The organism is Desulfitobacterium sp. PCE1 (assembly GCF_000384015.1).
Taxonomy (GTDB): Bacteria; Bacillota; Desulfitobacteriia; order Desulfitobacteriales; family Desulfitobacteriaceae; genus Desulfitobacterium; species Desulfitobacterium dehalogenans.
This window is the reverse complement of record NZ_KB913023.1, coordinates 335,546-361,071: the sequence shown is the minus strand read 5'-3', so window position 1 is coordinate 361,071 and position 25,526 is coordinate 335,546. Positions and strand designations below refer to the sequence as shown.

23 protein-coding genes and 1 riboswitch are annotated in these 25,526 nt (G+C 45.4%); of the genes, 16 read left to right on the top strand and 7 right to left on the bottom strand.

The genetic code is table 11. The features are described from left to right. Positions 1-6: 6 nt before the first annotated feature. Both DESPCE1_RS0101775 and DESPCE1_RS0101770 read right to left on the bottom strand, forming a co-directional pair. Positions 7-2,484 carry a glycyl radical protein gene (locus tag DESPCE1_RS0101775; RefSeq protein ID WP_014792329.1) on the bottom strand — a complete coding sequence of 826 codons (2,478 nt, stop codon included), beginning with the start codon at positions 2,482-2,484 and terminating at the stop codon, positions 7-9. A 356-nt stretch (positions 2,485-2,840) separates the two neighbouring features. Continuing rightward, positions 2,841-4,235, bottom strand: a complete 1,395-nt coding sequence (locus DESPCE1_RS0101770; protein ID WP_014792328.1) for a sigma-54-dependent Fis family transcriptional regulator — start codon at positions 4,233-4,235, stop codon at positions 2,841-2,843. A 280-nt stretch (positions 4,236-4,515) separates the two neighbouring features. Between DESPCE1_RS0101770 and DESPCE1_RS0101765 the strand changes: the two genes are divergently transcribed. The 13 genes from DESPCE1_RS0101765 (at position 4,516) to DESPCE1_RS22890 (ending at position 16,502) form a co-directional block, all read left to right on the top strand. After that, a complete protein-coding gene (locus DESPCE1_RS0101765; RefSeq protein ID WP_014792327.1) occupies positions 4,516-5,454 on the top strand; it encodes an amidohydrolase family protein in 939 nt (312 codons plus the stop codon). 12 nt (positions 5,455-5,466) lie between these two features. Continuing rightward, on the top strand, positions 5,467-6,300 hold the full coding sequence (gene eutJ, locus DESPCE1_RS0101760) for an ethanolamine utilization protein EutJ (protein ID WP_019849279.1): 834 nt from the start codon (positions 5,467-5,469) through the stop codon (positions 6,298-6,300). Positions 6,301-6,358: 58 nt separating this feature from the next. Next, positions 6,359-6,649 (top strand): EutN/CcmL family microcompartment protein, encoded by a 291-nt coding sequence (locus DESPCE1_RS0101755; RefSeq protein ID WP_014792325.1) that lies wholly within the window; start codon positions 6,359-6,361, stop codon positions 6,647-6,649. Continuing rightward, positions 6,642-7,976, top strand: a complete 1,335-nt coding sequence (locus DESPCE1_RS0101750; protein WP_019849278.1) for a 4Fe-4S dicluster domain-containing protein — start codon at positions 6,642-6,644, stop codon at positions 7,974-7,976. The genes DESPCE1_RS0101755 and DESPCE1_RS0101750 overlap by 8 nt, the downstream gene beginning before the upstream one ends. 2 nt (positions 7,977-7,978) lie before the next feature. Next, positions 7,979-8,524: a BMC domain-containing protein gene (locus DESPCE1_RS0101745; protein ID WP_014792323.1), complete on the top strand. Its 546-nt coding sequence runs from the start codon at positions 7,979-7,981 to the stop codon at positions 8,522-8,524. 45 nt (positions 8,525-8,569) lie between these two features. After that, a complete protein-coding gene (locus DESPCE1_RS0101740; RefSeq protein ID WP_019849277.1) occupies positions 8,570-9,166 on the top strand; it encodes an ethanolamine utilization protein EutQ in 597 nt (198 codons plus the stop codon). A 49-nt stretch (positions 9,167-9,215) separates the two neighbouring features. Further along, positions 9,216-9,494 carry an ethanolamine utilization microcompartment protein EutM gene (gene eutM, locus DESPCE1_RS0101735; protein WP_014792321.1) on the top strand — a complete coding sequence of 93 codons (279 nt, stop codon included), beginning with the start codon at positions 9,216-9,218 and terminating at the stop codon, positions 9,492-9,494. Positions 9,495-9,516: 22 nt separating this feature from the next. After that, on the top strand, positions 9,517-9,807 hold the full coding sequence (locus DESPCE1_RS0101730) for a BMC domain-containing protein (protein ID WP_014792320.1): 291 nt from the start codon (positions 9,517-9,519) through the stop codon (positions 9,805-9,807). 54 nt (positions 9,808-9,861) lie between these two features. Next, positions 9,862-11,349 (top strand): aldehyde dehydrogenase family protein, encoded by a 1,488-nt coding sequence (locus DESPCE1_RS0101725; protein WP_014792319.1) that lies wholly within the window; start codon positions 9,862-9,864, stop codon positions 11,347-11,349. Between the two features lie 27 nt (positions 11,350-11,376). After that, entirely contained in the window at positions 11,377-12,045 is a 669-nt protein-coding gene (gene pduL, locus DESPCE1_RS0101720; RefSeq protein WP_014792318.1) for a phosphate propanoyltransferase, read from the top strand. A gap of 164 nt (positions 12,046-12,209) precedes the next feature. Further along, positions 12,210-12,929, top strand: a complete 720-nt coding sequence (locus tag DESPCE1_RS0101710) for a sulfite exporter TauE/SafE family protein (protein ID WP_019849276.1) — start codon at positions 12,210-12,212, stop codon at positions 12,927-12,929. 153 nt (positions 12,930-13,082) lie between these two features. After that, the gene (carB, locus tag DESPCE1_RS0101705) at positions 13,083-16,310 is read left to right on the top strand and encodes a carbamoyl-phosphate synthase large subunit (protein WP_014792315.1); all 3,228 of its coding nucleotides are present in this window, start codon (positions 13,083-13,085) and stop codon (positions 16,308-16,310) included. Positions 16,311-16,352: 42 nt separating this feature from the next. Next, entirely contained in the window at positions 16,353-16,502 is a 150-nt protein-coding gene (locus DESPCE1_RS22890; RefSeq protein WP_019849275.1) for a hypothetical protein, read from the top strand. A 36-nt stretch (positions 16,503-16,538) separates the two neighbouring features. On the opposite strand, the gene DESPCE1_RS0101695 is transcribed toward DESPCE1_RS22890, so the two are convergent. The 3 genes from DESPCE1_RS0101695 to DESPCE1_RS0101685 all read right to left on the bottom strand — a co-directional run bounded on the left by DESPCE1_RS0101695 (position 16,539) and on the right by DESPCE1_RS0101685 (position 20,349). Then, positions 16,539-17,492, bottom strand: coding sequence for a hypothetical protein (locus DESPCE1_RS0101695; protein ID WP_019849274.1), 954 nt, complete (start codon positions 17,490-17,492; stop codon positions 16,539-16,541). 135 nt (positions 17,493-17,627) lie between these two features. Then, positions 17,628-18,731: a response regulator gene (locus tag DESPCE1_RS0101690; protein WP_019849273.1), complete on the bottom strand. Its 1,104-nt coding sequence runs from the start codon at positions 18,729-18,731 to the stop codon at positions 17,628-17,630. Then, positions 18,724-20,349, bottom strand: a complete 1,626-nt coding sequence (locus DESPCE1_RS0101685; RefSeq protein ID WP_019849272.1) for an ATP-binding protein — start codon at positions 20,347-20,349, stop codon at positions 18,724-18,726. Before DESPCE1_RS0101685 ends, DESPCE1_RS0101690 begins: the two co-directional genes overlap by 8 nt. A 267-nt stretch (positions 20,350-20,616) precedes the next feature. Then, positions 20,617-20,802, top strand: a riboswitch (cobalamin riboswitch). 130 nt (positions 20,803-20,932) lie between these two features. Between DESPCE1_RS0101685 and DESPCE1_RS0101680 the strand changes: the two genes are divergently transcribed. The 3 genes from DESPCE1_RS0101680 to DESPCE1_RS0101670 all read left to right on the top strand — a co-directional run bounded on the left by DESPCE1_RS0101680 (position 20,933) and on the right by DESPCE1_RS0101670 (position 24,076). Beyond that, the gene (locus DESPCE1_RS0101680) at positions 20,933-23,302 is read left to right on the top strand and encodes an anaerobic ribonucleoside triphosphate reductase (RefSeq protein ID WP_019849271.1); all 2,370 of its coding nucleotides are present in this window, start codon (positions 20,933-20,935) and stop codon (positions 23,300-23,302) included. Continuing rightward, positions 23,302-23,814, top strand: a complete 513-nt coding sequence (gene nrdG, locus DESPCE1_RS0101675) for an anaerobic ribonucleoside-triphosphate reductase activating protein (RefSeq protein ID WP_019849270.1) — start codon at positions 23,302-23,304, stop codon at positions 23,812-23,814. Before DESPCE1_RS0101680 ends, nrdG begins: the two co-directional genes overlap by 1 nt. 64 nt (positions 23,815-23,878) lie before the next feature. Further along, on the top strand, positions 23,879-24,076 hold the full coding sequence (locus tag DESPCE1_RS0101670) for a YjfB family protein (RefSeq protein ID WP_014792309.1): 198 nt from the start codon (positions 23,879-23,881) through the stop codon (positions 24,074-24,076). 110 nt (positions 24,077-24,186) lie between these two features. Here the strand turns inward: DESPCE1_RS0101670 and DESPCE1_RS0101665 are convergent, their stop codons facing one another. Together DESPCE1_RS0101665 and DESPCE1_RS0101660 are read right to left on the bottom strand one after the other, a co-directional pair. Next, positions 24,187-24,717: an FmdE family protein gene (locus DESPCE1_RS0101665; RefSeq protein WP_019849269.1), complete on the bottom strand. Its 531-nt coding sequence runs from the start codon at positions 24,715-24,717 to the stop codon at positions 24,187-24,189. Positions 24,718-24,746: 29 nt separating this feature from the next. Then, on the bottom strand, positions 24,747-25,526 hold the full coding sequence (locus DESPCE1_RS0101660; protein WP_014792307.1) for an ABC transporter ATP-binding protein: 780 nt from the start codon (positions 25,524-25,526) through the stop codon (positions 24,747-24,749).

The following is a 25,526-nucleotide window of genomic DNA, read 5'->3' as shown; positions in this document are numbered from 1 at the left end:
TCCTCCTTAGATCGCCTCATGCTCTGTTCTAGCGATGATATCGTCTTGGAGATCTGAGGAAAGATCTACAAAGTAGGCACTATAGCCTGCGACTCGAACAATCAAACCGCGATATTTATCAGGATCTTTCTTTGCAGCAAGTAATGTTTCTCTATTGATAATATTGAATTGGACATGCCACAATTTCAAATCGCACCATGTTCTAATGAAGGATACTAATTTTTCGCTACCTTCCTCACCGGCTACGCAGGAAGGACTCAATTTGAGGTTCAACAAGCGAGCGGCCCGATTGCGATAACCATAATTCTTCGAGTAGAAATTGGATAGAAGCACTGCTGTTGGACCATAAATATCAGCACCATGGGATGCTGAGGAACCATCAGCCAGCGGAGTCCATGCTTTTCTGCCGTTGGGTGTTGCGCTGACGACCTTTCCGAAAGGTACATGGGAAGTGAACGGTACAAGTCTCAGATCCAAATGGACACCCAACTCTTTTGAATATTTTTTCGTAAATTCAAGGGCCTGACGATCCACTTCTTTAGCAATAGCATCCGGGTAGGGATCATTGTTGCCATACTTCGGTGTATGCATGAGCATTTCACGGATAGCTTCGTACCCTTCAAAGTTATTCTGAACAGCTTCAATCAACTCAGCCATGGTTAGCTTCTTCTCTTCGTAGACCAGTTTCTTAATAGCAGCTAAAGAATCTACCACAGTCCCATAGCCAATTAACTCAAAGTAACCTAAATCAATACCTCCTTTAATCACGGGTTGATGGAGATCGATACAATTCTCCATACAAAGATCGTGCATTAAAGAACCTAAGGGTGAGGCAAAATGTTGAGCACGCAGCCTGATGATGATATGTTGCTGAATGAAAGCATGTTTAAGGAAGTTGGTTTGTTGGGCAAGATAAGCCTCCCAGAATTCATCCCAAGTCTTGAATTGAGTCGGGTCGCCGGTTTCAAGTCCAAGCTGCTCATTTCCGTATTTTATCATTTTCCCGTTGTACAATGTCATCTCCACTGCCGCAGCAAAGTTAATATAGGGATTACCACTGGTATAGGTGTCCCGGTTGGGCATACGACACTCAGCGCAACCGGATACAGCATAGTCCATTGCTTCGTCAAATTTTGCGCCTTTAGAGAGGAGGAGCGGCACAACTTCCTCATCATTGATGAGTTTCGGGAAACCGGTTCCTTCTTTAATGGTCTCTGCAACTTCATGGAGGTACCGATCGGGGGAGCCAGAATGAATCCGCGCAGCCAAGTCAGGATAATTAAGGGGAAATTCTTGTTTGGATTTTAGGAATAGATACGTGAGCTCATTGGTTGCATCCAAACCGTCGGGAGTCTGACCGCCGACAGTAACGGCCTCCCAGTGAGCATACCCTTCATTGAACGCGCCACCTGTGGGCGATAAGTAAAGGTCAATGAATTGGGCCATGCCAACCCACATGCATTCCAGCAGTTCGATGGTTTGCTCATCCGTGAGGATACCGTCTTCAATATCTTTTTTGTAATAAGGATAGAAATATTGGTCCATCCGGCCATTGGAAATAATCGTACCCGTTTTTTGCTCAATTCTGGAGAACATCTGCACAAACCATTGTGATTGAACCGCTTCGCGGAAGTTGCGAGCCGGATTCTCAGGTACCCAGGCACATCTCTCGGCAATACCCAACAATTCCTGTTTGCGTTGGGGATCCCTTTCCTTTTTTGCATAATCTGCAGCTAATTGCGCATGGCGATTGGCCCAAAGGACAATGGCATCACAGGTGATAATTACCGCTTCGAGGAAAGGTTTCTTTTCCATATTATCTACAGGGCTCATGGGATCAAGGTTGGCCAGCTTTTCCTGGGCTTCTTCTTTAATGCCCTTAAAGCCTCTCTTCAGGATCTTTTCATAGTCGTGCACCCATTGAATGGATGACCGGAAGGATGCTGTTTCGTTGACAATGAACCTTGAAATCAATGGATCTTCCGGGTCATAAGTTACCTTCAAGGTGTCTTTGGGAAGTTCCTTAGCTAAATCTTCGTGGAATGTCTTGCCCTTCCAGTAAGGAGCAACATCTTTGATAATAACTTGTGCATCATCGGGATCGATATCAAAGGGAGACTCCACACGTTGGGGCAGCTGTTCAATCGCTAAGCCAAGGAAATCCCCGTCTAACTCCGGGAAAACAATCCCATAGCGTCCCTGACAGCCGGCACGACCTACAATAAGTTGATCACCATCAATATAGACTGTCATGTTCTGAGCAATGTGCATTAATGCTTTTGCCCATCTTAACTGTAAAGGTTGGCCTTCGGTCACTTTAAAGGACTCTGTAAAATATTTTGCGCGTTCGACATCAATTTTAGGGCGAAGGTTTTGGAAACTCGTTAGAATTTTGAATACTCGCTCACGGCCTTCGAAACTGACCTTGCCCTTTTGTTCATCTAAAATTCTTTGCTCGTGAGGGGATAAACAGCATGCGTTCATCTTTGATAAACTCCTTTCACTCATACTAATTCGTGGGAACCCCTTGCCCGGGGTCTGGACGTGAATGGCAAGTGTGATAACTTTTATAGCTCACTAAGCTGCTTTGGTTAAAACCAAGCCGTCTGTCAATCACTCTCCTTTGTTATTAAGATAACCAATTGCGCTCCTTGCCTTTCTTCATTGCAAAACTTATGCCAACCACGAATTCCTTGAAACATGCTGTCTTCGCAATAATGCAGGGAAAACTATGTTGCAACTATGCACAAACTCTTTCATGTAAAGTGCATGTGCTAACTATCCCAATAGGTAGGACTATGTTGTCATCCTGCATCAAGGTTTCCAAACTGCAACATTTATCACAAGAGATTATATTTTTTGGCTTTTCTAAATATTGTTGAGCGGTCTACCCTCAATACCTCAGCAACCTTCGAGCCTGATTTATATTGATCCAAGGCTTTTTTGAGTAAATTTTTTTCATAATCTCTTACAAGTTGATCCAAGGATTTTTCTTGGTGATGATCAGCGGAGTCTTCCTCCATATTGAGATTGATAAGCATATACTGAGGCAAATCCTGTACATCAAGAGCCTTCTTCTCACCGGTTACAACGAGGCTCTGAATAAAATTATCCAGTTGGCGGACATTACCCGGCCATTTATAAGAAAGGAACACTTGCTCCACCTCTTTAGTAAAGGATATCTGCTTACGATACTTAGAATTGTATTTGTCAAAAAAAGCTCGCATCATGGCGCTGATGTCCCCCTTTCTTTCACGTAGCGGTGGAATCTCAAGATCGGCAACACGTAAGCGATAGTAGAGATCACTCCGAAAACGGCCTTTCTTTACTTCTTCTTCTAAATTCCGATTGGTTGCGGCGATAAAACGGACATCGACTTTTCGAACCTTTGTTGAACCGATATGGATTATTTCTTGATCCTGTAGAACACGCAGTAGCTTTACCTGCAGCTGTAAAGGAATTTCGCCAATTTCGTCTAAAAACAATGTCCCTTTATCCGCCATCTCGAACAGCCCGGCCTTCCCTTTTGTACTGGCTCCCGAAAAGGCACCGTAATCATAACCAAATAACTCAGATTCAATTAAGTTCTCAGGGATGGTCGAACAATCAATTTTTAGGAAAAGTTCATTGCGTCTCGCGCTATATTCATGAATTTTGTGTGCTAAAACATCTTTCCCTACCCCAGTTTCCCCCAAGAGCAAAACTGTGGCATCTGTTTTGGCTATCCTTTTCAATTTTTCCATTAGGGTAAGCATTTTTTTGCTTTTAAATATTTCGGAGTTACTTTTTAAGACCTTTTTGCAATGCTTATTCGCTTCACGGTACTTAATAATCGTATCCTGTTGCTCTACAATCTGCTCCTTTAACCGGGACAATAAAGAAATATCTCTGACAAAGGTCAAAACAAAGCAAACTTTACCTGATTCATCACATATGGGATAGCCGTTTAATAAAACTTTTTGCCCTGTCTTCGTGATCTGCACCGACGATTTATGCTCACCGGTGACCACTATTTCCGGATTTAGAGCCACACTGTATATTCCCTTACCTACTAGCTCCTTAACATTTTTCCCTATAACCTCTTTACATTTCAAACCGGTAAGCTGTTCGTACATGGAATTAACCGCAATAGTCATACCCTCGGCATCAGAAATGTAAACTCCCTCAGAAAGCACTTCAATAACTTGCTGATGAAGTCCAGAGATACCCGAATTACTCCAATAATCCTGTGTCATTGAATAATCCCTCCCTGTACTCGTTGCATCATAGCAACAGGTATGCAGTATTGCACCAATCGCCTTGTCCTTATACCCCCATTCACAAACTCAACTCCGAATCCTTTCACTCGTTGCACCTTTACAACAATTTTATCACCGATTTGCTTTATGTAAATCCCCAGAACATTCTTTAGGCTGATTAGAGGGTTGGAATGAATCTTGCAATGTTGTTTACTGAAGTGTGTTAACTTTGACAGACTATGCGCTCCGGTCTGTCTAATAACAAGGAGGAAGCTTCATGACCATTATTGATTTCAGATTTAGACCTAATACTGAAGAAATCTTAAAAGGAATCTCGAGCAACCCTGCTTTTAAAGGGATGTGCCAATCCATCGATTTTAACAAAATGCTCCCTCAAACTGTAGAGGAAGTTGTTCAGGAGCTGGATCATCATCATGTCGTTAAGGCTGTGATTTCCGGCCGGGATTGTGAAACAACTTACGGTGCAAAATCAAATAACACGAGTGTGATCGAGTTCTGTCATCGATTTCCTGACAAGTTTATCGGTTTTGCAGGATTAGATCCCCACAAAGGAATGGCCGCTATAGAAGAACTTAAACATGTTGTTAACAATGAAGGGATCAAGGGAGCCGCAATTGACCCCTACCTGGCCCGTATTTATGTTAACGACGCCAAATACTACCCGATTTATGCAAAGTGTTGCGAATTAGATATTCCTTTAATTATTGCCACCGGCCCTGGAACCTTAGTTCCTAATGCGGTTATCGATCATGTTGCCCCTCGCTACATTGACTTTGTAGCTCGCGACTTTCCCGAGTTGAAGATTATTGTCAGTCATGGTGGATATCCTTGGGTCAATGAAATGATTACTGTCGCACAACGGAATGCTAATGTCTTCCTTGAGTTATCAGAATATGAATTCTTCCCACAAGCGGACGCCTATATAGAAGCCGCCAACTCAATTCTCAGTGATAAAATCATGTACGCCAGCGCTCATCCCTTTGTTGATTTTAAAATTGCTTTGAAAAATTATGAACAACTCCCCTTTAAACCCGAAGTTCGTGAAAAAGTGATGTATAAAAATGCTGCTAAAATCTTGGGGCTTAGTGATAGTGCTTCCTCCGTGAGCAAGACGATGGATAGTCAACAGATACAAGTTATTATCGAAAATGTGATTGCCCAGCTTTCACAGAAAGGCATGTTAGCGAGTCGCTAACTGAGGGCACTCATGAAAACTATAGGAAAAGCTAACCAGCTCATTGAGGCTTTTCAAGAAGTCATCGAGCACCCCAAGCCCTATAGCGGACATAAGCAGCTTTATAGTGGAGTCGATCTGGGCACTGCTTACACCGTTCTCGCAGTCGTTGATGAAGACGGCGCCCCCGTAGCCGGCGCCATGCGCTTTGCACAAGTCGTCCGGGACGGACTTGTTGTTGATTATCATGGGGCCGTTGAGATCGTGGGGGAACTCAAAGCAAAAATCGAGAATTCCCTTGACGCAGAACTCCTCCAAGCGGGAATAGCCTATCCCCCTGGAACCTCCGAAGGTGACCAAAAAGCCTTTCGCTATATTGCCGAGGCTGTCGGCTTTGAAGTGGCCGTTTCCATTGATGAACCTTCCGCCGCCAATAATGTATTGAATATTGAGAATGGTGCTGTCGTGGACATCGGAGGAGGAACCACAGGTATTGCAATCATTGAAGATGGCCGGGTGGCCTATCTTGCCGATGAACCAACAGGGGGGGTCCATGTGAGTTTAGTTATTTCAGGAGCTTGTAAAATCCCTTTTGAAAAAGCAGAAAAACTAAAAAATGATTCTAATCATCATCAGATGCTGTTGCCAACTATCAAGCCTGTTATTGAAAAATTTACGACTATCATCAGACAACATATTCAAAATCGCAACGTCGATAAGGTTTTTCTTGTTGGCGGTACGGGCTGTTTTACACAGTTTGAAACCATTATTGAGGCAGAGCTTCATCTGCCAGTCATTAAACCAGCCAATCCCTTCCTTGTGACTCCCTTAGGAATCGCTTTAGAAGTAACCAAGGCCTGTTCCTGACGACTAAGCAGGCAGCCCTTATCCTGTCTGCAAATCTTAGTAACCATGGGGTGAATTTATGCGAATTGGAAAAGTAATCAACAGTATCTGGGCCACACGGAAAGATGATTCTTTGATAGGGACTAAGCTGATGATTGTCCAGCTCCTTGATCGTCCCAATGATGAATTAGGCCGCATCATTGTTTGTGCCGACATTATTGGAGCGGGAATCGGGGAAAAGGTCTTAGTCAGTGAAGGTAGCTCAGCACGAAATATGGACAGCTTTAATTCCTCGCCCATCGATTCTGTGATCGTCGGGATCATAGACGAGGAAAAAGATAAATCGGACGAGGTGCCTAAGAATGCGTGAAGAATTAATCCAAAAAATTAAAGAAGCAGGTGTAGTAGGTGCCGGGGGTGCCGGTTTCCCGACTCATGTAAAAGTTGCTGCAAAAGCACAAATCGTCATCGTCAATGGGGCTGAGTGTGAACCCCTGCTTCGAGTTGACCAGCAACTGATGGCGTCCCAAGCAGCTAAAGTGGTTATGGGCTTAGAAATAGTGATGTCTATAACGGGTGCCGGCGAAGGAATCATCGCTCTTAAAAGCAAGTATAAGGATGCCATTGCCGCACTGGAAAAAGAAATTGCCGGCAAACCTATCCGAATTCACATCCTGAACGATTTTTATCCGGCCGGTGACGAACATCTTATCGTCTATGAGTCGACTGGCCGTCTCATACCCCAAGGAGGCATTCCCCTAAAAGTCGACTGTATCGTCAATAATGTAGAAACCTTAATCAATATCGTTGATGCCGTTGCAGGTAAACCTGTGACAGATACCTATCTCACCATTACAGGTGAAGTCAATCAACCCATGACCATAAAATTACCTATTGGAACTTCCATCATCGCAGCCTTAGGGTTTGCCGGTTACCATGATTTAGAACATATGAAGATCATTGAAGGCGGCCCTATGATGGGAAACATCGTCGATGATGTGGCCCAACCCATCACTAAAACCACCAAAGGATTAATCCTCTTGCCACAAGATCATCCTTTGATTAAGAGCAAAACTCTCCCCTCAGACAAGGTTCTGCGCCAATCACGGGTCAGTTGTATGCAGTGTCGTTATTGTACGGATTTATGCCCCCGTTACCTGCTGGGACATAAGATTGAGCCTCACAAAATGATGCTAATGGTTAAACATCTCCAAGGGGATGAAAACACGATGAAAATGGCTTTTTCCTGCTCTGAATGTGGTGTTTGTGAACAATACGCCTGCATTATGGGGCTCTCCCCCCGAGCTGTGAATGCCATGCTTAAACATGAATTATCAAAAATGGGCATTAAGCCTGATCCCTCCCCAGCCAACCAAACTGTCGACCCTCTCCGGAAGCATCGTAAAATACCGATTAAGCGCCTTATTTCTCGACTCGCTTTAACACAATATGACCAAAGTGCACCCCTAAATGAACAGAACTATCCCGTTCACAATGTCGCCATAAAATTATGCCAACATATCGGTGCCCCGTGCAAACCTTCCGTTAAAGTTGGAAGTAAGGTTAAGAAAGGCGATGCCATTGCTTTCCCTCCCACCAATGGCATAGGGGCTTGTCTTCATGCCAGTATCGACGGGGTCGTCAAAAAAATTACGAACAGCATCTTTATCTCTTCAAGTGAAGGAAGTGAAAAATAGCCATGGAATCCATAGGTTTGGTGGAAATCAACAGTATTGCTAAAGGGATCGAAGCGGCTGATGCTATGCTGAAAGCAGCCCAAGTGGACCTTCTCGAGGCAAAACCTGTTTGCCCGGGAAAGTATACTATACTGATTTGCGGTGATGTTGCTGCCGTTCAAAGTTCTGTAGACGCTGGAAAAGGCATTGCTGCCAACTCAGTACTTGACGATTTTATCCTTCCCAACGTTCATCCCCAAGTTCTCAAAGCCATCTCATCGACTACACCCATTACGGAGATTATAGCTTTGGGGATCATTGAAACCTTTTCTGTAGCCTCACTCATCGTTGCCGCTGATACAGCTGCCAAAACAGGTCAAGTGGACTTGGTTGAAATTCGGATCGGCATGGGAATCGGCGGAAAATCTTTTGTGACTCTCACCGGCGACGTGGCTTCGGTGGAATCCTCCGTTGCAGCAGGAGCTGCTCTGGCTTCCGAAAGAGGAATGCTTGTAGAGAAAGTCGTGATTCCTTCCCCACATTATAATTTGAAACAGTGCCTCTGTTAGAAATTCTTCTTCGGAAAACTACTACCTAAGGAGGTGAAATGACCATTGAAAGCCTTAATCACAGCTGCTGATGTCAAAACTACAGCTGAAAACCATCAAACAATACTCTATGTTTCTGAAGAAAGTATCATTACCCCTGCAGCTAACGATGCTGCTAAGGAGTTGGGAGTAGAAATTACAGTCCGTTCCCTTTCTTCACCAAATCAACCCTCGGCTTCTTCCCTCGATCCTGCCCTTCTAGCCAAGATCGTGGAAGAAGTCATGGTCTTCTTAAAGCAACCCCAGTGTCCTTTACCGCCCCATAAAGAAGCAGACCCCTGTGGTTTAAGGATTGTCAAGGGAAGCCATCTGATTTTAGAAGACTTTAATACAGGTAACCCCAAGGATTGCATCAAGATCAAAGAGCTATTTAATAAAAAAGAATGCTCCAACTATTCGGTAGGGATTATGACCCTCGAGAAAACCGACTACACTTCAACGACTACAAAGGATGAAATCGATTACATCGTCGAGGGTACCTTGGAATGTTGTGTCGATAACCGCTGCTATACTGCACAGGCTGGCGATACACTGTATATTCCTGCCCATGCCACCATCACCTTGTCTACTTCAGATAAAGTCAAACTCTTTTATGTCTGCTAACTTACCCTTTTTAATCTGCTAAATTACCCTTTAAAAGGAGGATTTAATCATGCAACAGGAAGCTTTAGGAATGATCGAAACCAAAGGTCTCATCGGTTCCATCGAGGCGGCAGATGCCATGGTAAAGGCCGCTAATGTCCATTTAATCGGGGATGTCCTCGTAGGTGGTGGTCTCGTTACCGTCATGGTTCGTGGAGATGTCGGTGCAGTCAAAGCAGCTACAGATGCCGGTGCTGCCGCTGCACAACGTGTGGGTGAATTGATTTCTGTTCATGTTATTCCTAGACCTCATAGCGATGTTGAAATGATTTTACCTAAAGTAAAATAATTAAATTTAGGAGGCGAACGTAATGCAACAAGATGCATTAGGAATGGTTGAAACTAAAGGTTTGGTTGGATCGATTGAAGCGGCTGATGCTATGGTAAAAGCGGCTAATGTTCATTTAATTGGTAAAGTTCTCGTCGGGGGCGGCCTCGTTACCGTCATGGTACGTGGAGACGTCGGAGCGGTCAAAGCCGCTACAGATGCCGGTGCTGCTGCTGCACAACGTATAGGTGAATTAAAATCCGTTCATGTTATTCCGAGACCTCACGCAGAAGTCGAAATGATTCTTCCCCACGATGATTCAGCAAAGGCGTAAAGATGACCAACACCATAGCATTAATCTCCCACTACTAGGAAAGGATGATTCATCGTGGTATTAGATACTGATTTGGCTTCTATTCAAGAATCTCGTCATCTCGTCAAAAAGGCCAAAGAAGCCCAACTCCAATTAGCCCATTTTAATGAGCAGCAAATTGATAAGATATTGGTATCCATCGTTGAAGCCATCGAAGCGAATGCTGAAAGATTGGCACGGATGGCTTGTAAGGAGACTGAATACGGTATCGTTGAGCACAAAATAGCCAAAAATCTTTTTGCCTCGAGGGAGGTCTATGAATCAACAAAACATATCAAAACCATCGGCACGATCAGTGAAGATTCCTACGCGAAAGTCATTCGCTATGCCGCCCCTATGGGTGTATTAGTAGGAGTTACACCTCGTACCAATCCCACCTCAACCATCATTCACAATGCCCTTTGCGCCATCAAGGGAGCTAATTCCATCGTCTTCTCCCCCCATCCCTTTGCTGTCCAATGCGGATGTGCCACTGCAGAGCTTATCAATGAGGCTGCCGTCAGGGCCGGAGCTCCTGACGGGGTGTGTTCATGCCTCAGCCTAACCTCCCTCCAAGCTACCAATGAACTGATGCACCACAGCGATGTGGCCGCGATTATCGCGACAGGTGGACCAGGCTTAGTTAAATCGGCATACAGTGCCGGTAAACCAGCCTTTGGGGTGGGATCGGGTAATGTTCCTGTCTTCATTGAGCGAACTGCAGATGTCAAGCAAGCCGTCTCTGATATTATGGTCAGCAAAACCTTTGATAATGGAATGATCTGTGCTTCAGAGCAGTCGATTATTGTGGACCAGCCTATCCAAGATGAAGTGATAGCCGAACTAAAAAGGCTGGGTGCCTATTTCCTATCTCCAGAAGAAGTGAAAAAAGCCGGTCGCGTCGTGATCACCCCGGCTGGTGGAATGAACAATGCTTTAGTGGGACAACTTCCCGCAGTAATTGCTGAAAAAGCCGGCATCAGCATTCCCCCTGATGCAAAACTGCTCATTGCCCCTATGGATGGTTACGGCAGGGATTATCCTCTATCCCACGAGAAACTCACCACCGTATTAGGCTTTTACGTGGTTAATGACTGGAAAGAAGCCTGTAATCTAAGTATTGAGTTATTAAAGCTCGGCGGGATCGGCCATTCTTGTGCGATTCATTCCCTTAACGAAACGATCATTCACGAATTTCTTCAAAAGCCTGTTTTCCGGATTATCGTCAATACTCCCTCAGCACTTGGTGGCATCGGTCAAACCACCGGCCTCATGCCATCCTTAACCCTAGGCTGCGGTACATGGGGTGGAAGCAGCATCTCGGAAAATTTGGGACCTCAGCATTTAATTAATATTAAACATTTAACCTACGGCATCAAGAAAGCAACCTTCGCTAAAACACAAACTTTTACAACTGCGGCTTCTTCACTTTTACAGCAGCCCAAGGTGGACTCCTTGAACATACAATCAGACGCTATAGAAGATATCGTCAAACAGGTTCTTCAGCAGTTGAAGGTCTGTTAGTATTATGAGTTAGAGCAGGTGAAACACATGGAGAATAGCCAGCTTATTGCGATGATTACTGAAGCAGCTATTAAACAAATCTGTCATAGATCTGAGAACAACAAGATCCCTGTAGCCATATCCAACCGCCATGTTCATTTATCTCAAAGGGATATCAAAATCCTCTTCGGAGAGCATCATACCTTTAAGATCAAAAAAGTTTTGTCTCAGCCTAAGCAATATGCCTGTGAGGAAAAAGTGACCCTCGTGGGGGTGAAGGGAGTCATTGAAAATGTCCGCATTTTGGGACCCTCCCGCACCCACACCCAAGTAGAAATCTCCGTTTCTGACGGGATTAAACTCGGTATCAGCCCTCCCGTCAGAGACTCCGGCGATTTAGCAAACTCAGCCAGTATTACTCTCGTAGGCCCTTTAGGCTGCCTCACTTTACAAGAAGGCGTCATCGTTGCCGCTCGTCATATCCATATGCATACTACAGATGCAGAACGTTTCGGAGTAAAGGATAAAGAGCGGATCAGTGTCACCGCTGCCGGTCCACGAGGATTAGTATTTAACGAAACCTTAATTCGTGTCAGCGAACACTATAGATTGGAAATGCATATCGATATTGACGAAGCTAACGCAGCCAGCCTGCACAATCAGGATTATGTAGAAATACATCAAACGCACTCCAACACTCAGAAGTCATTCCTATAAATTCTACTATCCTAAATTTTTTATATCTTTAAAAGGAAGGAGACGTATGGAAACCAAAGTTCCCACACGTCTCCTTTTGGTAATCTTTTATATTTTTCTGTTTTCCTTGTCTCTTAAATTATGGGCTAGTGGGAAATTTGTAGGCTAACAAAGGAGGATAAGTCATGAACACCTATGCTCTTATACTAATTATACTCACGGCCTCAACCATACAAGCCGCCACTGGATTCGGTTTTGCCATCATGTCCATTCCCTTTCTCCTCCTCTTGTTTGACCCCCGTGATGCTATCCAATTAAATATTATACTTGCGCTTATCATCTCCCTCATGATGATTTATAAAATCCGCCATACTGTTAATGTCAGGACTCTGAAACGATTAATCCTTGGCAGCTTATTAGGAACTCTGCCTGGACTCCTCATCTTCACTATGGATGTCCGGCCATTAAAAGTATTCATTAGTGTGTTATTGATGGTCTCGACATGCTTATTGGCCACAAAAGTTCGCATAAAAGAAAGTGACAGGAAGGAACTCCTGGTAGGGGTGTGTTCTGGATTTCTCACCACAAGCATCGGCATGCCCGGTCCTCCCCTGATGATCTATTATGCAGGAACGAACCTTGATAAAGCTACCATACGCAGTACAACCGTCGCTTATTTTGTGTTTATTAATCTGATCAGTATTCTACTGCAACTCTTCCTTTATGGCAGTACTCCCATAGTCTGGGAGGCCACACTGATTTCTATTCCTTTCATGTTGCTGGGCATTATTCTTGGACAATTTGTCTTTGTCCGTCTTAATCAACAACATCTGCAAAAGATTATTTATCTTTTATTACTTTTTACCAGTATCTACTTACTTTTGACGACAATGATAGTCCCGTAAATGTCAAAGAGACCCCCCGAAGGTCTCTTTTCTCTTTCTAAAAAAATATGCTATTTTTCATTTTATAGATGTTATATTTATGCATGATAATGTATAATTATATAAAGCTCTTGTGCGTACCATTTTCAACACAAAGTAAGGAGGGGTTATCCAATGCCTAAAAGAGAAGATATTAAAAAGATAATGATTATCGGGTCCGGCCCCATCGTCATCGGGCAGGCCGCCGAATTTGACTATTCAGGGACGCAGGCTTGTAAAGCCCTTAAAAATCTAGGTTATGAAGTGGTGTTGGTGAATTCCAATCCGGCCACCATTATGACAGACCCTAGTACCGCCGATGCCACATACATCGAGCCCCTCAATGTCCGGAGAATCACCGAGATCATCGAGAAGGAACGGCCCGATGCCCTCTTGCCCAACTTAGGAGGCCAATCAGGGCTTAACCTGAGTTCTGAACTGGCCAAAGCAGGGATTCTTGATCACTATGGAGTGAAAGTCATCGGGGTACAGCTGGATGCCATCGAGCGCGGTGAAGACCGGATCGCCTTTAAGGAAACCATGGAACGCCTGGGTATCGATATGCCCAAAAGCAGTCCCGCTTACAGTGTGGAAGAAGCAGAGAAAATCGCTCAAGAACTGGGCTATCCCGTGGTGATTCGTCCCGCCTACACCCTGGGCGGCACTGGAGGCGGCCTGGTCTACAATGTGGAAGAATTGAGAACTATCGTAAATCGGGGTATCTCTGCCAGCATGATCGGGCAGGTTCTGGTGGAGGAATCCGTCCTGGGCTGGGAAGAGCTGGAGCTGGAAGTGGTCCGGGATTCCAAAAATCAAATGATCACCGTGTGCTTCATTGAAAACATCGATGCCATTGGGGTCCATACCGGGGATTCCTTCTGCAGCGCTCCCATGCTGACCATCTCTCAGGAACTCCAGGGAAGGCTCCAGAAATACGCCTACTCCATCGTGGAAGCCATCGAAGTCATTGGTGGGACCAATGTTCAATTCGCCTACGATCCCAAAACCGACCGGGTGGTTATCATCGAGATTAATCCTCGTACTTCCCGCTCCTCCGCCCTGGCTTCCAAAGCCACAGGGTTCCCCATCGCCCTGATCTCTTCCTTGCTGGCTGCCGGTCTGACCCTGGATGAAATCCCTTACTGGCGGGAAGGAACCCTGGATAAATATACTCCCTGGGGTGACTACGTCGTAATCAAATTCGCCCGCTGGGCCTTCGAAAAGTTCAAGGGTGTGGATGACAAACTGGGCACTCAAATGCGGGCCGTAGGTGAGGTCATGAGCATCGGCAAAAATTACAAGGAAGCCTTCCAAAAAGCCATTCGTTCCCTGGAAATAGGCCGTTACGGCCTGGGCTTTGCCAAGGACTTTAACGACAAGACTCTCCCCGAACTTTTGGAGCTGCTTAAGACCCCTACCAGTGAACGGCATTTTATGATGTACGAAGCCCTGCGCAAGGGGGCTGACCCGGTGGAACTGACCGCCATCACCCATGTCAAGACCTGGTTCATTGAGCAGATGAAGGAACTGGTGGACCTTGAAGAAAGGCTTCTTACTTACCAGGGCAAGGAGTTCCCCGCCGAACTCCTGATTCAAGCCAAAAAAGATGGTTTTGCCGACCGCTATCTGGCGAAACTCTTAGCCGTCTCCGAAGCGGAAGTCCGCCGACAGCGTCTCGGACTGGGGTTGACCCAAGCCTGGGATGCCGTACCCGTAAGCGGAGTGGAAAACGCCTCCTATTATTACTCCACCTATAATGCGCCGGACAAGGTCACCACCAGCCACAAGGAAAAGGTCCTCATCCTGGGCGGCGGACCCAACCGCATCGGCCAAGGCATCGAATTTGACTACTGCTGCGTTCATGCCGCTTTCGCTTTAAAAGACCTGGGCTATGAGACCATCATGATTAATTGCAACCCCGAGACCGTGTCCACAGATTATGACACTTCAGATAAATTGTATTTCGAGCCTCTGACCGTGGAAGATGTCTTAAGCATCTATGAAAAGGAACGCCCCATCGGTGCCATCGTCCAATTCGGAGGCCAAACGCCTCTGAATATCGCCGCCCAACTTCAGGAGGCTGGAGTAAGAATTCTCGGTACCGTACCGGAAGTCATCGACCAGGCCGAGGACCGGGATCAATTCCGCAAAATGATGGAGAAGCTGAATATTCCCATGCCCCAGGCAGGTATGGCCAGCACCCTGGAGGAAGCTTTAGCAGTGGCGGAGAACATCGGTTATCCCGTCATGGTTCGTCCTTCCTATGTCTTGGGGGGCCGGGGCATGGAAATTGTCTTTGATGAAGAGCAACTGAAAGAGTATGTGGCGGCCGCCGTGGACATTACCCCGGAACGCCCCATCCTTATCGATAAATTCCTGGAAAACGCCATCGAAGCGGAAGCGGATGCCATCTCAGACGGTGCCCATGCTTTCGTCCCCGCCGTTATGGAACATATCGAGCTGGCGGGGATCCACTCCGGAGACAGTGCCTGCGTCATACCTCCTCTGACCATTGCCGACCACCACCTAAATACCATCATCGATTATACCCAGCGGATTGCTCAGGAACTCCATGTCGTAGGACTCATGAATATCCAATACGCCATTGCCGGGGATAAGGTCTACGTCCTGGAAGCCAATCCCAGGGCTTCCCGTACCGTACCTTTAGTCTCCAAGGTCTGCAATATCCCTATGGCACGGCTTGCCACAGAATTGATCCTGGCCGACTATACCGGGCAAAAGACCGATATGGCAGTAAACTTCAAACCCGCTCAGATCGCCCATTACGGTGTCAAGGAAGCGGTCTTCCCCTTTGACAAATTCCCTGAAGTGGATCCCGTTCTCGGTCCGGAAATGCGTTCCACAGGAGAGGTCCTGGGCATGGCCGATACCTTCGGGCTGGCCTATTTCAAAGCCCAGGAAGCGACTCACTCCCCCTTACCCTTCAGCGGAACCGTACTCATGAGCATCGCCGAACAGGACCGCTCTTCAGTGGTGGTCGAGACCGCCAAGGAATTCCTCAAACTGGGCTTTAAGATTAAAGCCACCCAGGGGACCCAAAAATTCCTCAAGGATCATGGAATCGAAGCCGAATTCATCCACAAAATAGAGGAAGGCCGTCCCAACATCCCCGATGGCATCATGAACGGCGAGATCCAATTGATGATCAATACACCGATTGGAAAACTCAGTGTGAAGGATGATTCCTATATCCGCAAAACCGCTATCAAATATAAAATCCCCTATATCACTACCACCCCTGCCGCTCTAGCCAGTGCCAAGGGAATCGCCGCGTCTCAGGAAGCCGCCGCCAATAAGACCGTGGTTAGGTCCTTGCAGGAATATCATGGTGAGATCGTGTGATTTAGACCGTTGACGGTCCCCTTGGTTGACGGGGATACCGCCATGGGCACCATACTGCGCTACGGCTCCGAAGGGGATACCAGCTGCTGCCAGATTCGACTTTTTTTATCCTTATATCGGGTGTTGATTAAGCTTGATTATAAAAAAACAGTAGATCGCGATGATCTACTGTTTTTACATGACTTTATTTAATGTGTAAGCTCATTAAAGACGAACAACTCAACCTGATTAGAAATTGCCGTCTTTTTTCATTTCATTGAGCAGTTGCTGAGCCATTCTTAGATAATTATCCCATGCGGTGTTGCGTGTGGTATAACCACTTTCTGCATAATTACCGGTATCACCAATGGCTGGAAGCTCGGATAGATCCAAGAGGTTTTGTGTTTTGACGACTTGTTCGTTTAAAGCATCCATTTGAACATTAAATCCAATACGGGAAGGCTCTTCATATTCTACACTGTCATATTTGGATTGTCTGTAAAACTTTTTCAAGTTTGTGTTGTCGATTTCTTCTGGAGTGTCTGCAAAGATTTCATCATACTTTACAGAAATGATCTTTTTATCTTCGACAACTATTTTGAGAAGACCTGTGAGTCCACCTTCAAGTTTTTCAGCAATGCTGTAATACTTTTGATTCGATGGTGCATTCAAAGAACCTTTCAGCTGCTCTGCCAGTGGAAGCATGGATTGCTTGATACTGTTGGACGCACCGGAAACCATATCAAATTCTCCAGTAAGGGTTTGCTTCTCGATCATTTGCTTTTCCACCATAACTACACTTTGAATCCAGGCTGCTCCTTTGCGCTCTCCCATTGTGAAGTTATATTCAGACATCCGTTTGGGAACATCTTGATAAATACGATGGTAGTAATTTGGACGCGTCGTTTCGTTAAATTCGACATGAACTATTTTATCATCATTTTTAACCACCTCTAGGGTTCCCAGGTGTCCTTGACGGAAATGTTCTTCGATTTTATAGTAATCCCCTTTGGTAATCCCTAGCTTCGGTTGAATACTCCATTCGAGATCAAATTTCTTTTTTTCCGGTTGAACACTTGCGTTTTGTGTTTCCTGAGTTTTGGGTACCTCTGGCGCCTTACTCTCTTGACCGCAACCTGTCATTGTTGTTACCATCGCAGCAAGTAGCACTCCTGTAAGCCAACTTTTTTTACCTAATACCATCCTTATCGCTCCTTTTTCTATATCGAGCTTGAGAAGCTCTTTGTGATGGTTTTATCATACAAGAGCTTCCCCTGCATGTGAATGTAATTACTAAGGGTTATCCCCTGACAAAACACGGATTCGTATGTTACGTTCCTATCGCTCATCCTTTTTCATGGCCCTGTACACCATAGGTGGCATCCCAGTATATTTCTTAAATAACTTCCCGAAATACTCTGCATCACTAAAACCCAGGAGATGGGCTATTTCATAGTTTTTTAAGGCATCTTTTTCAACCAATCTTTTTGCCCGTTCTATTTTGATAAAAGTAATATGCTCTCCTACGGTTATTCCCGTCTCCTGTTTGAACAGATCACCGACATAATTCTTCGTCAAATAAAATGCTTCTGCAATTTTTCCGAGACTAATCTGATTTTCAATATGCTCAATACAAAAAAGACATACCTCTCTTACTAGGGCACTGCGTTCAGACCGCAAAACAAATCGATTCAGTGTGTCCATCAGCCTTTCAACATGCTCCATGAATCGCTCCTTCAGGACTTGAAACTCCGCTTTCTGAGGGGAGGGATTTTCCAGATAATGCTCTACTGTGATGTACTTCTCAAGCCAGGGATATGCCTCTTGTATGGACATGAAAACTTCATCATAAATTTTTTGCAATACCAGAGCCCCTTTAATCCGATCATGCCCTACCCCCTCACACACTTCATCAAGCATCATCTCTATTCCCCTTAAGGCTCCCTTTTCTCCTTGATCCAGCTGCTTCAAAAGGCTTCTCAGCTGTGCCTCAGGATAATAGATATCTACCTTTTCAACCAGCTGTTCCTCTAATGTCTTTACATATTCATTGGCCTTTTTCTTGTCCAATAGATGTTTTTTTGCTTTTTCGAGCACCTGTTTTAGGTCATCATGGACAACAGGCTTAATCAAATAATCAAAAACACCGTATTGAATCGCATGTTTTGCAAAGTTAAATTCACTGTGCACGCTCAAGAACACGACGCAAGAAGCTAATCCCCGCTCTTGTACTTCTTTTAATAGTTCAATTCCATTGATGACTGGCATTTCAATATCCGTAATCAAGAGGTCTACAGGATGCTCCCGAAGCTTTTCAAGGGCTTCTTGACCATCCGATGCCTGTGCCACGATGCGAAAATCCGTTTCATCGCTCCATAAGGTTAACCGCTTAATCTGTTTTATCATAATATCCATATCATCGACAATCATTACCTCAAACATTTTCGCCCTCATCTATGTTGTTTTTTTCTAAGGGTAAAGCAAAATAAAGTTGTGCTCCTTCATTAACTCGTCCCTCAATCCAAACTCTTCCTCTATGTTTCTCAAGTATTTTTTTCACAGTAGCAAGTCCTATACCCGTTCCTTCAAAATCCTGCTTACGGTGCATTCTTTGGAATACGTGGAATAACTTACCGGCGTACTTCATATCGAAACCAACACCATTATCTTTAAAGCAGAATACCCATTCTTCAGCATGTTTGACACTGTTTACGTTCAGGATTGCCTGTTGACGCCCTTTTGTAAATTTAAACCCGTTGGAAAGAATATTTTCAAGGGCTTGCCGTAAGAGTACTTTATCCCCTGTTACCATCGGCAATTCATTCTCAATGACCAAATCCACGTTTCGATCAGGATGAGCTACCTTAAGTTCTTCATAAATATTGAGAATAAGGTCTGCTAGGTTTACTGGTTGGAGTGCCAATTCTTGCTTTGACGTTATGGAATACTCCAACAAACGATGAATCAATGTGTTCATATCTTGGCAAATTCCTTTAATGCTCCCTAACATTTCATTGGTCTCTGGATTAAGTTGTTTTCCATAATCCTCAAGAATAAAATTGCTATATCCTTCAATAGCTCGGATAGGCGCCCGCAAATCATGGGATATGGTATAGGCAAATCCCTCCAATTCGCTGACTGCATTTTGCAGTTCACCTGTGCGTAAGAGAATCCGTTGTTCCAGCTCGTCATTAAGCACCCGAATATCTCCTAACGCCTCCTCTAATTGGCGCTCTCGAATTCTCAGCTGCGCTTGTGTCTCCACCACGCGCTGAACAAAGCGAATGGTGATCCCACCCATAATAAAAAACAAAATAATTGCAAATAAGAAGGTGACTCGGGTTTCTTCACTGGGATTGAGATTCCATGAAAAAAAGGGGATCTCATCCGAAATATAGTTGTAAATTCCTAATACAGCTAAGGTAAAACATAAACCGAAAAGAACAATTGCGGACAAAATATACGTGTTATATCTTGCTCCACTAGAGATGGGGAGGTTAAAAAATTTGCGAACAAAAGGAAGGAGGAGCACTGCATCGCAAAAGCCTAATAAAATGGATTCGACAATGATTCCCTTGATTACGAATAAAAGAATAATCCCCATATCTATTTCCGTATAGGCTTGAGGATTCCAAAACGGTGTAATCACTTCATTGAATCGAATAAGTATTGGGAATAGAGTGATATAAACCACAAATCGGATAAGCACATATATCAACTGTAGAAAGTAGAGATTATAGACTCTCTTATTTGATTTCTGGCGTTTTTCACTCCCATATCCGTGAATAAGAACCCAAAGCAAAAGAGATAGGGAAGGAATCAGCGATGCCCAACCGTTATAACTCCCTAGAATAAACGGATAAAAAATAATAGGGCTGGCTACAACACTAATAACACCATACTTAGTCCCCCAGGCTAATGCCACCAACAAGGGAAGCATCAAACTCCATGTAATGTTAATGGAAAACCCATTAAAATCAAATCGACTTGCAAAGAAAACCCCGACAAAACTAATCAATCCAAACAAAATCGATATGAAGGTCCTGTAACGTTGGCTCATCTTTATCTCCTTAAGTAAACTCTCTAACTATCTTCTTAGTTATACCTCTATTTTTATCGATTTATCATCGGATGACAAGTCTTTTACTTTTTGCTTCGGTACATCTGTGATTTAGATCGTTGACACTCTCCTTGGTTTTAGGATATGATTTTATTAAACCTTGGCTCTGATTTTGGTTATAGACCCACTATATATAGTGTCTCTTCACTAATTTTTATCTATATATGGTGTTCGATAGGATTTTGATGTATAATAAAACTGATCCATTGATCAAGGAATCTCATAGGTGACTGTGTGACCACAGGTGAAAAGGGAAGCCGGTTAGAATCCGGCACGGTCCCGCCGCTGTAAGGGAGATATGCTTCTTGGCATTACCACTGAAAAGGTTTTCGGGAAGGTAAGAAGTATAGATGATCCTAAGTCAGAAGACCTGCCTATGGGTATACCACCAACTCTACGGAGTATAGAGTATGTTGGACTGCTAATGGCATGTTGTTTTTAGCTTCTCGACATCTCTGTCGGGAAGTTTTTGTTTCTTTATCAGATGTCAGGAGATTAGATTGAGAAAAGAGGTAGATTTTATTTGATTACTAAGATTCGCAAGCGAGACGGACGAGAAGTTCCCTTTAACATTGAGAAAATAGCCAGCGCCATCTTTAAGGCGGCCAGCGCCACAGGAGGCAAGGACTATCAATCCTCCCTCCTTCTTGCTGAGGAAGTGGTCAACTACCTTGAGATCAACCTACATAAAAGAGTTCCTTCCGTGGAGGAAATTCAGGACGCTGTAGAAAAGATTCTTATCGAAAAAGGCCACGCCCGCACAGCCAAAGAGTTCATTCTCTATCGGGCAGAACGGACCCGGGTCCGGGAAATGGATACCCGGCTTATGAAAGTCTATGAGGATCTCACCTTTAAAGAAGCCAAAGACAACGATATGAAGCGGGAAAACGCCAATATTGACGGGGATACCGCCATGGGCACCATGCTGCGCTACGGCTCCGAAGGGGCTAAACAATTCAATGAGATGTTTGTCTTAAAGCCAGAACACTCTAAAGCCCACAAAGAGGGAGATATTCACATCCACGATATGGATTTTCTCACCCTCACCACCACCTGCTGCCAGATCGACATTATAAAACTCTTCAAAGAGGGCTTTGGGACCGGCCACGGCTTCTTAAGAGAACCCAACGATATCCAAAGCTACAGCGCTTTGGCTTGCATCGCCATTCAATCCAACCAGAACGACCAGCACGGCGGCCAAAGCATCCCTAATTTTGATTACGGCATGGCACCCGGTGTGGCCAAAAGCTATATTAAACTTTACAGACAAAACTTGCTCAAAGCCTGCGAGCTTTTATTCCCTCAGGAGATGGATTCGGAAGAGCTGGAAGCCCATCTTAAGGATGTGTTCTCCACTCTGGAAAACCAAGGAGGGCACATACCTACCCTTTCCCCTGATCCGGACTATTTTGAGCAGGAATCCGCTCTGCTCCAAAACCTTCCTAACCTTAAACTGGACAAGCCTACCCTTCGGAAGGCCCAGGACTTTGCCGCTAAAAAGGCTCTCGCCGAGACGGATAAAAAAACCTATCAAGCTATGGAAGCCTTGGTCCATAATCTCAACACCATGCACAGCCGTGCCGGGGCCCAGATTCCCTTCAGCTCCCTCAATTACGGCATGGACACCACCCCGGAAGGCCGTATGGTGGTCAAAAATCTTCTCCTGGCTACAGAAGAAGGTCTGGGCAACGGGGAGACCCCCATTTTCCCTATCCATATCTTCAAAGTGAAGGAAGGGATCAATTATAATCCCGGGGAGCCCAACTACGATTTATTCCAGCTGGCCTGCCGGGTGAGTGCCAAAAGACTCTTCCCTAACTTCTCCTTCCTCGATGCTCCCTTTAACCTGCAATACTATGTCCCCGGCAAACCTGAGACGGAAATTGCCTACATGGGCTGCCGCACCCGGGTCATCGGCAATAGTTACGATCCTTCCCGGGAAACCATCTTTGGCCGGGGGAATCTTAGCTTTACCACCATCAACCTCCCCCGTCTCGCCTTAAAAAGCGACAAAAACCGCACTGAATTCTTTACCATGCTGGATGAGAAAGTTGACCTCGTCATCAACCAGCTCTTGGAACGCTTTGAGATTCAAGCCCGCAAAAAAGTCAAGAACTTCCCCTTCCTCATGGGGCAGGGGATCTGGCTGGACTCTGACCAATTGGGCTGGGATGATGAGATCCGCGAAGTGCTGAAGCACGGAACCCTTTCCATGGGCTTTATCGGACTGGCCGAGTGCCTTATAGCCTTAACCGGACAGCATCACGGGGAATCGGAAGAAGCCCGCCAATTGGGACTGGAGATTGTCCAGCATCTGCGCCAGCGCATGGATGAAGCCGGGCAGGAATACGGGCTGAACTTCTCTCTCTTAGCCACTCCTGCCGAAGGCCTCTCCGGCCGCTTCATTAAGATGGATCAGGAGCTTTTCGGCAGCATCCCCGGTATCACGGATAAAGAATACTACACCAACAGCTTCCACATCCCCGTCAGCTTCCCCATCCCTGCCTTTCACAAAATTAAAATCGAAGCACCTTATCATGAATTGACCAATGCCGGCCATATCACTTATGTGGAGGTGGACGGCGACCCGGCTCAAAATGTGGAGGCCTTTGAGAAAATCATCCGCTGCATGAAAGAATCCGGCATCGGCTTCGGCGCCGTCAATCATCCTGTGGATCGGGATCCCATCTGCGGATATACAGGAATCATCGGCAACGAATGCCCTCGCTGCGGCAGAGCAGAAGGTGCCACCCCCTTTGAGCGCATCCGCCGCATCACCGGCTATTTGGTCGGCACCCTGGATCGTTTCAACGACGCCAAAAAGGCCGAAGTCCGGGATCGGATTAAACACCTGAATTGCCTCCACTCCTCTGCGGATCAGAGGGAGGTCTGATGATGGACTTCCAGATCCGGATCGCAGGAATCATTGAAGAATCCATTGTCGATGGCCCGGGCATACGTTTGACGGTCTTTGCCCAAGGATGCCCTCACCACTGCCCCGGCTGCCATAATCCTGAGACCCATTCCTATGAAGGAGGAAAAAGCATCCCTATCTCAGAGATTCTCAAAGGTTTGGCGATGAATCCCCTCCTTGACGGCATCACTCTAAGCGGCGGGGAACCCTTTGCCCAAGCTGAAGGTTTTGCCTTATTGGCACAGTCCGCTAAGCAAAGAGGCTTCCACGTCATGACTTACTCTGGGTATACCTATGAAGAACTTACCGCTCAAAGTAAAAAAGAGCCTGCCTGGGCTCTCTTACTTGAGCATACCGATTTATTGGTGGACGGACCATTCGAATCAGCCAACAGAAATCTGCTTCTACCCTTTAGAGGTTCGGAGAACCAACGAATTATCGATGTGCAAGCAAGCCTGAAGCAGGGGAAGGTTGTTTTGGCCTTGGCTTAAATTCGCAAAAGGTTTGGTTAAACTATCCAAGATATGATATATTTAACTTGGAGGAGGGTTAACTATGGATATAGCAGCTTTGTCCGTCGTTTCCAATCAGGTTCAGCTCAAACAGCAAGCTTCAATTTCTGTCATGAAGATGGTTATGAATACCTCTCAGGAACAAACCAATGCCATGCTGGCCATGGCTTCGGGGATATCCAATGAGATGGAGCTATCTGTGAATCCTCAGCTTGGCAGTCAACTTAACGTCTTGGTATAATGATGTCCTTGTGCCCCGATTTATGCGCAGGATAAAAAGGACCGTTGCCGGTGAACATTGTTTTCCGGGCAACGGTCCTTTTTCGTTTATAGGCTTTTTTGTTGATAAGATTATAATCCATATCCTCTTGAATAGTCCTCAAAACAGTCCAGGCAGACCTTTTTCCCCTCCTGGAGCCTGATCTTATGTTCAGGCGCCCCTTCCCCGCAGCTTTCACAGACCACGGTCCTGAAGAGCCGGGCCTGCTTAGGCACAGTAAAACCAGGCTTTTTAAACTCAAACACTTCCTCCACCGGAGCGGTGAGGATATACTTTTGCCGTTCCTGCCGGTCCATTTCCCCTTGAGAGGGTTTCAGAACGATTCTCACACTTTCCCCTGTGGTTCTGTTGAAGAAGCTGAAGGCCATTTTTCCGGTTCCCCGATAGATAAGATTTCCTTTGCCAAAGCTGCATCCCGCAATAACTTGCACAGCATCGACTCCACAGGCATCATTTTCCGTCACGCAAACAATTTCTTCATCACTGGAGAACTTGAGTCCCATTTTTTCCTGGGCCGCTTCACATGCTCTGAAACCAATGGCTAATCCCGGACACTCATGGCCATGAAAGGCCACCGCTTTTTCCCACAACTGCTCATCCATAATCATCCATTCCTTTCTTTATTTATGCATTATGCTTTATTCGTCTTCATAACCTGCTCGGGGAAGGGCACGACCATTTTAACTCCATGGGAATATTCCATAGCCACCGGTATGCCGTACACTTCGCTGATCACCTTAGCATTCATGATTTCTTCGTCGCCATAGGCATAAATTCCTCCGTTTTTAATAAAGAGAAACCGATCACAATAGCGCAAAGCAAGATTCAAATCATGAATGACCATAAGGACACAGATATCTTCCTCCCTGGCGATTTTCTCTACCAGCCCAAGCATATCGTGCTGATTTTTCAGATCCAGGTTGCTGGTAGGTTCATCCAGGAGCAGCACTTTAGGTTGTTGGGTCAAAGCCCGGGCCAGCATTACTTTTTGCAGTTCTCCACCGGAGAGTTCATCGATATAAGAGAGGGCCATATGAGTTAGCTCCAATTTTTCAATCATGGTTTCAACGATCTCATAGTCTGCTTGGGAGGGGCTGAACTTGATATAGGGTTTGCGCCCCAGCATCACGGCATCGAACACTGTAAAGCGGGAGGTTTCACTGTGCTGAGCCACATAGGCCACCTCTTTCGCCACATTGGTCCGGGACATGCTGAACACATTCTGTTCATCCAGTAGAACCTGGCCGGAGCGAGGGGGTAGTATTTTATTGAGGCATTTAATCAATGTACTTTTTCCTGCACCATTATTGCCCAGAATGGCGACACAATGTCCATAGGGCGCTTCGAAGTGTACATCCTCCAGTACAAGGTGGGTTCCATAGTGAAAGCTAAGGTTCTGTACTTTCAGCAT

Bases quoted from the DNA above. Each gene is read 5' to 3' on its own strand.
- DESPCE1_RS0101775 (WP_014792329.1), bottom strand. From the start codon at position 2,484: ATGAACGCATGCTGTTTATCCCCTCACGAGCAAAGAATTTTAGATGAA.
- DESPCE1_RS0101770 (WP_014792328.1), bottom strand. From the start codon at position 4,235: ATGACACAGGATTATTGGAGTAATTCGGGTATCTCTGGACTTCATCAG.
- DESPCE1_RS0101765 (WP_014792327.1), top strand. From the start codon at position 4,516: ATGACCATTATTGATTTCAGATTTAGACCTAATACTGAAGAAATCTTA.
- eutJ (WP_019849279.1), top strand. From the start codon at position 5,467: ATGAAAACTATAGGAAAAGCTAACCAGCTCATTGAGGCTTTTCAAGAA.
- DESPCE1_RS0101755 (WP_014792325.1), top strand. From the start codon at position 6,359: ATGCGAATTGGAAAAGTAATCAACAGTATCTGGGCCACACGGAAAGAT.
- DESPCE1_RS0101750 (WP_019849278.1), top strand. From the start codon at position 6,642: ATGCGTGAAGAATTAATCCAAAAAATTAAAGAAGCAGGTGTAGTAGGT.
- DESPCE1_RS0101745 (WP_014792323.1), top strand. From the start codon at position 7,979: ATGGAATCCATAGGTTTGGTGGAAATCAACAGTATTGCTAAAGGGATC.
- eutM (WP_014792321.1), top strand. From the start codon at position 9,216: ATGCAACAGGAAGCTTTAGGAATGATCGAAACCAAAGGTCTCATCGGT.
- DESPCE1_RS0101730 (WP_014792320.1), top strand. From the start codon at position 9,517: ATGCAACAAGATGCATTAGGAATGGTTGAAACTAAAGGTTTGGTTGGA.
- pduL (WP_014792318.1), top strand. From the start codon at position 11,377: ATGGAGAATAGCCAGCTTATTGCGATGATTACTGAAGCAGCTATTAAA.
- DESPCE1_RS0101710 (WP_019849276.1), top strand. From the start codon at position 12,210: ATGAACACCTATGCTCTTATACTAATTATACTCACGGCCTCAACCATA.
- carB (WP_014792315.1), top strand. From the start codon at position 13,083: ATGCCTAAAAGAGAAGATATTAAAAAGATAATGATTATCGGGTCCGGC.
- DESPCE1_RS22890 (WP_019849275.1), top strand. From the start codon at position 16,353: ATGGGCACCATACTGCGCTACGGCTCCGAAGGGGATACCAGCTGCTGC.
- DESPCE1_RS0101695 (WP_019849274.1), bottom strand. From the start codon at position 17,492: ATGGTATTAGGTAAAAAAAGTTGGCTTACAGGAGTGCTACTTGCTGCG.
- DESPCE1_RS0101690 (WP_019849273.1), bottom strand. From the start codon at position 18,731: ATGTTTGAGGTAATGATTGTCGATGATATGGATATTATGATAAAACAG.
- DESPCE1_RS0101685 (WP_019849272.1), bottom strand. From the start codon at position 20,349: ATGAGCCAACGTTACAGGACCTTCATATCGATTTTGTTTGGATTGATT.
- nrdG (WP_019849270.1), top strand. From the start codon at position 23,302: ATGATGGACTTCCAGATCCGGATCGCAGGAATCATTGAAGAATCCATT.
- DESPCE1_RS0101670 (WP_014792309.1), top strand. From the start codon at position 23,879: ATGGATATAGCAGCTTTGTCCGTCGTTTCCAATCAGGTTCAGCTCAAA.
- DESPCE1_RS0101665 (WP_019849269.1), bottom strand. From the start codon at position 24,717: ATGGATGAGCAGTTGTGGGAAAAAGCGGTGGCCTTTCATGGCCATGAG.
- DESPCE1_RS0101660 (WP_014792307.1), bottom strand. From the start codon at position 25,526: ATGCTGAAAGTACAGAACCTTAGCTTTCACTATGGAACCCACCTTGTA.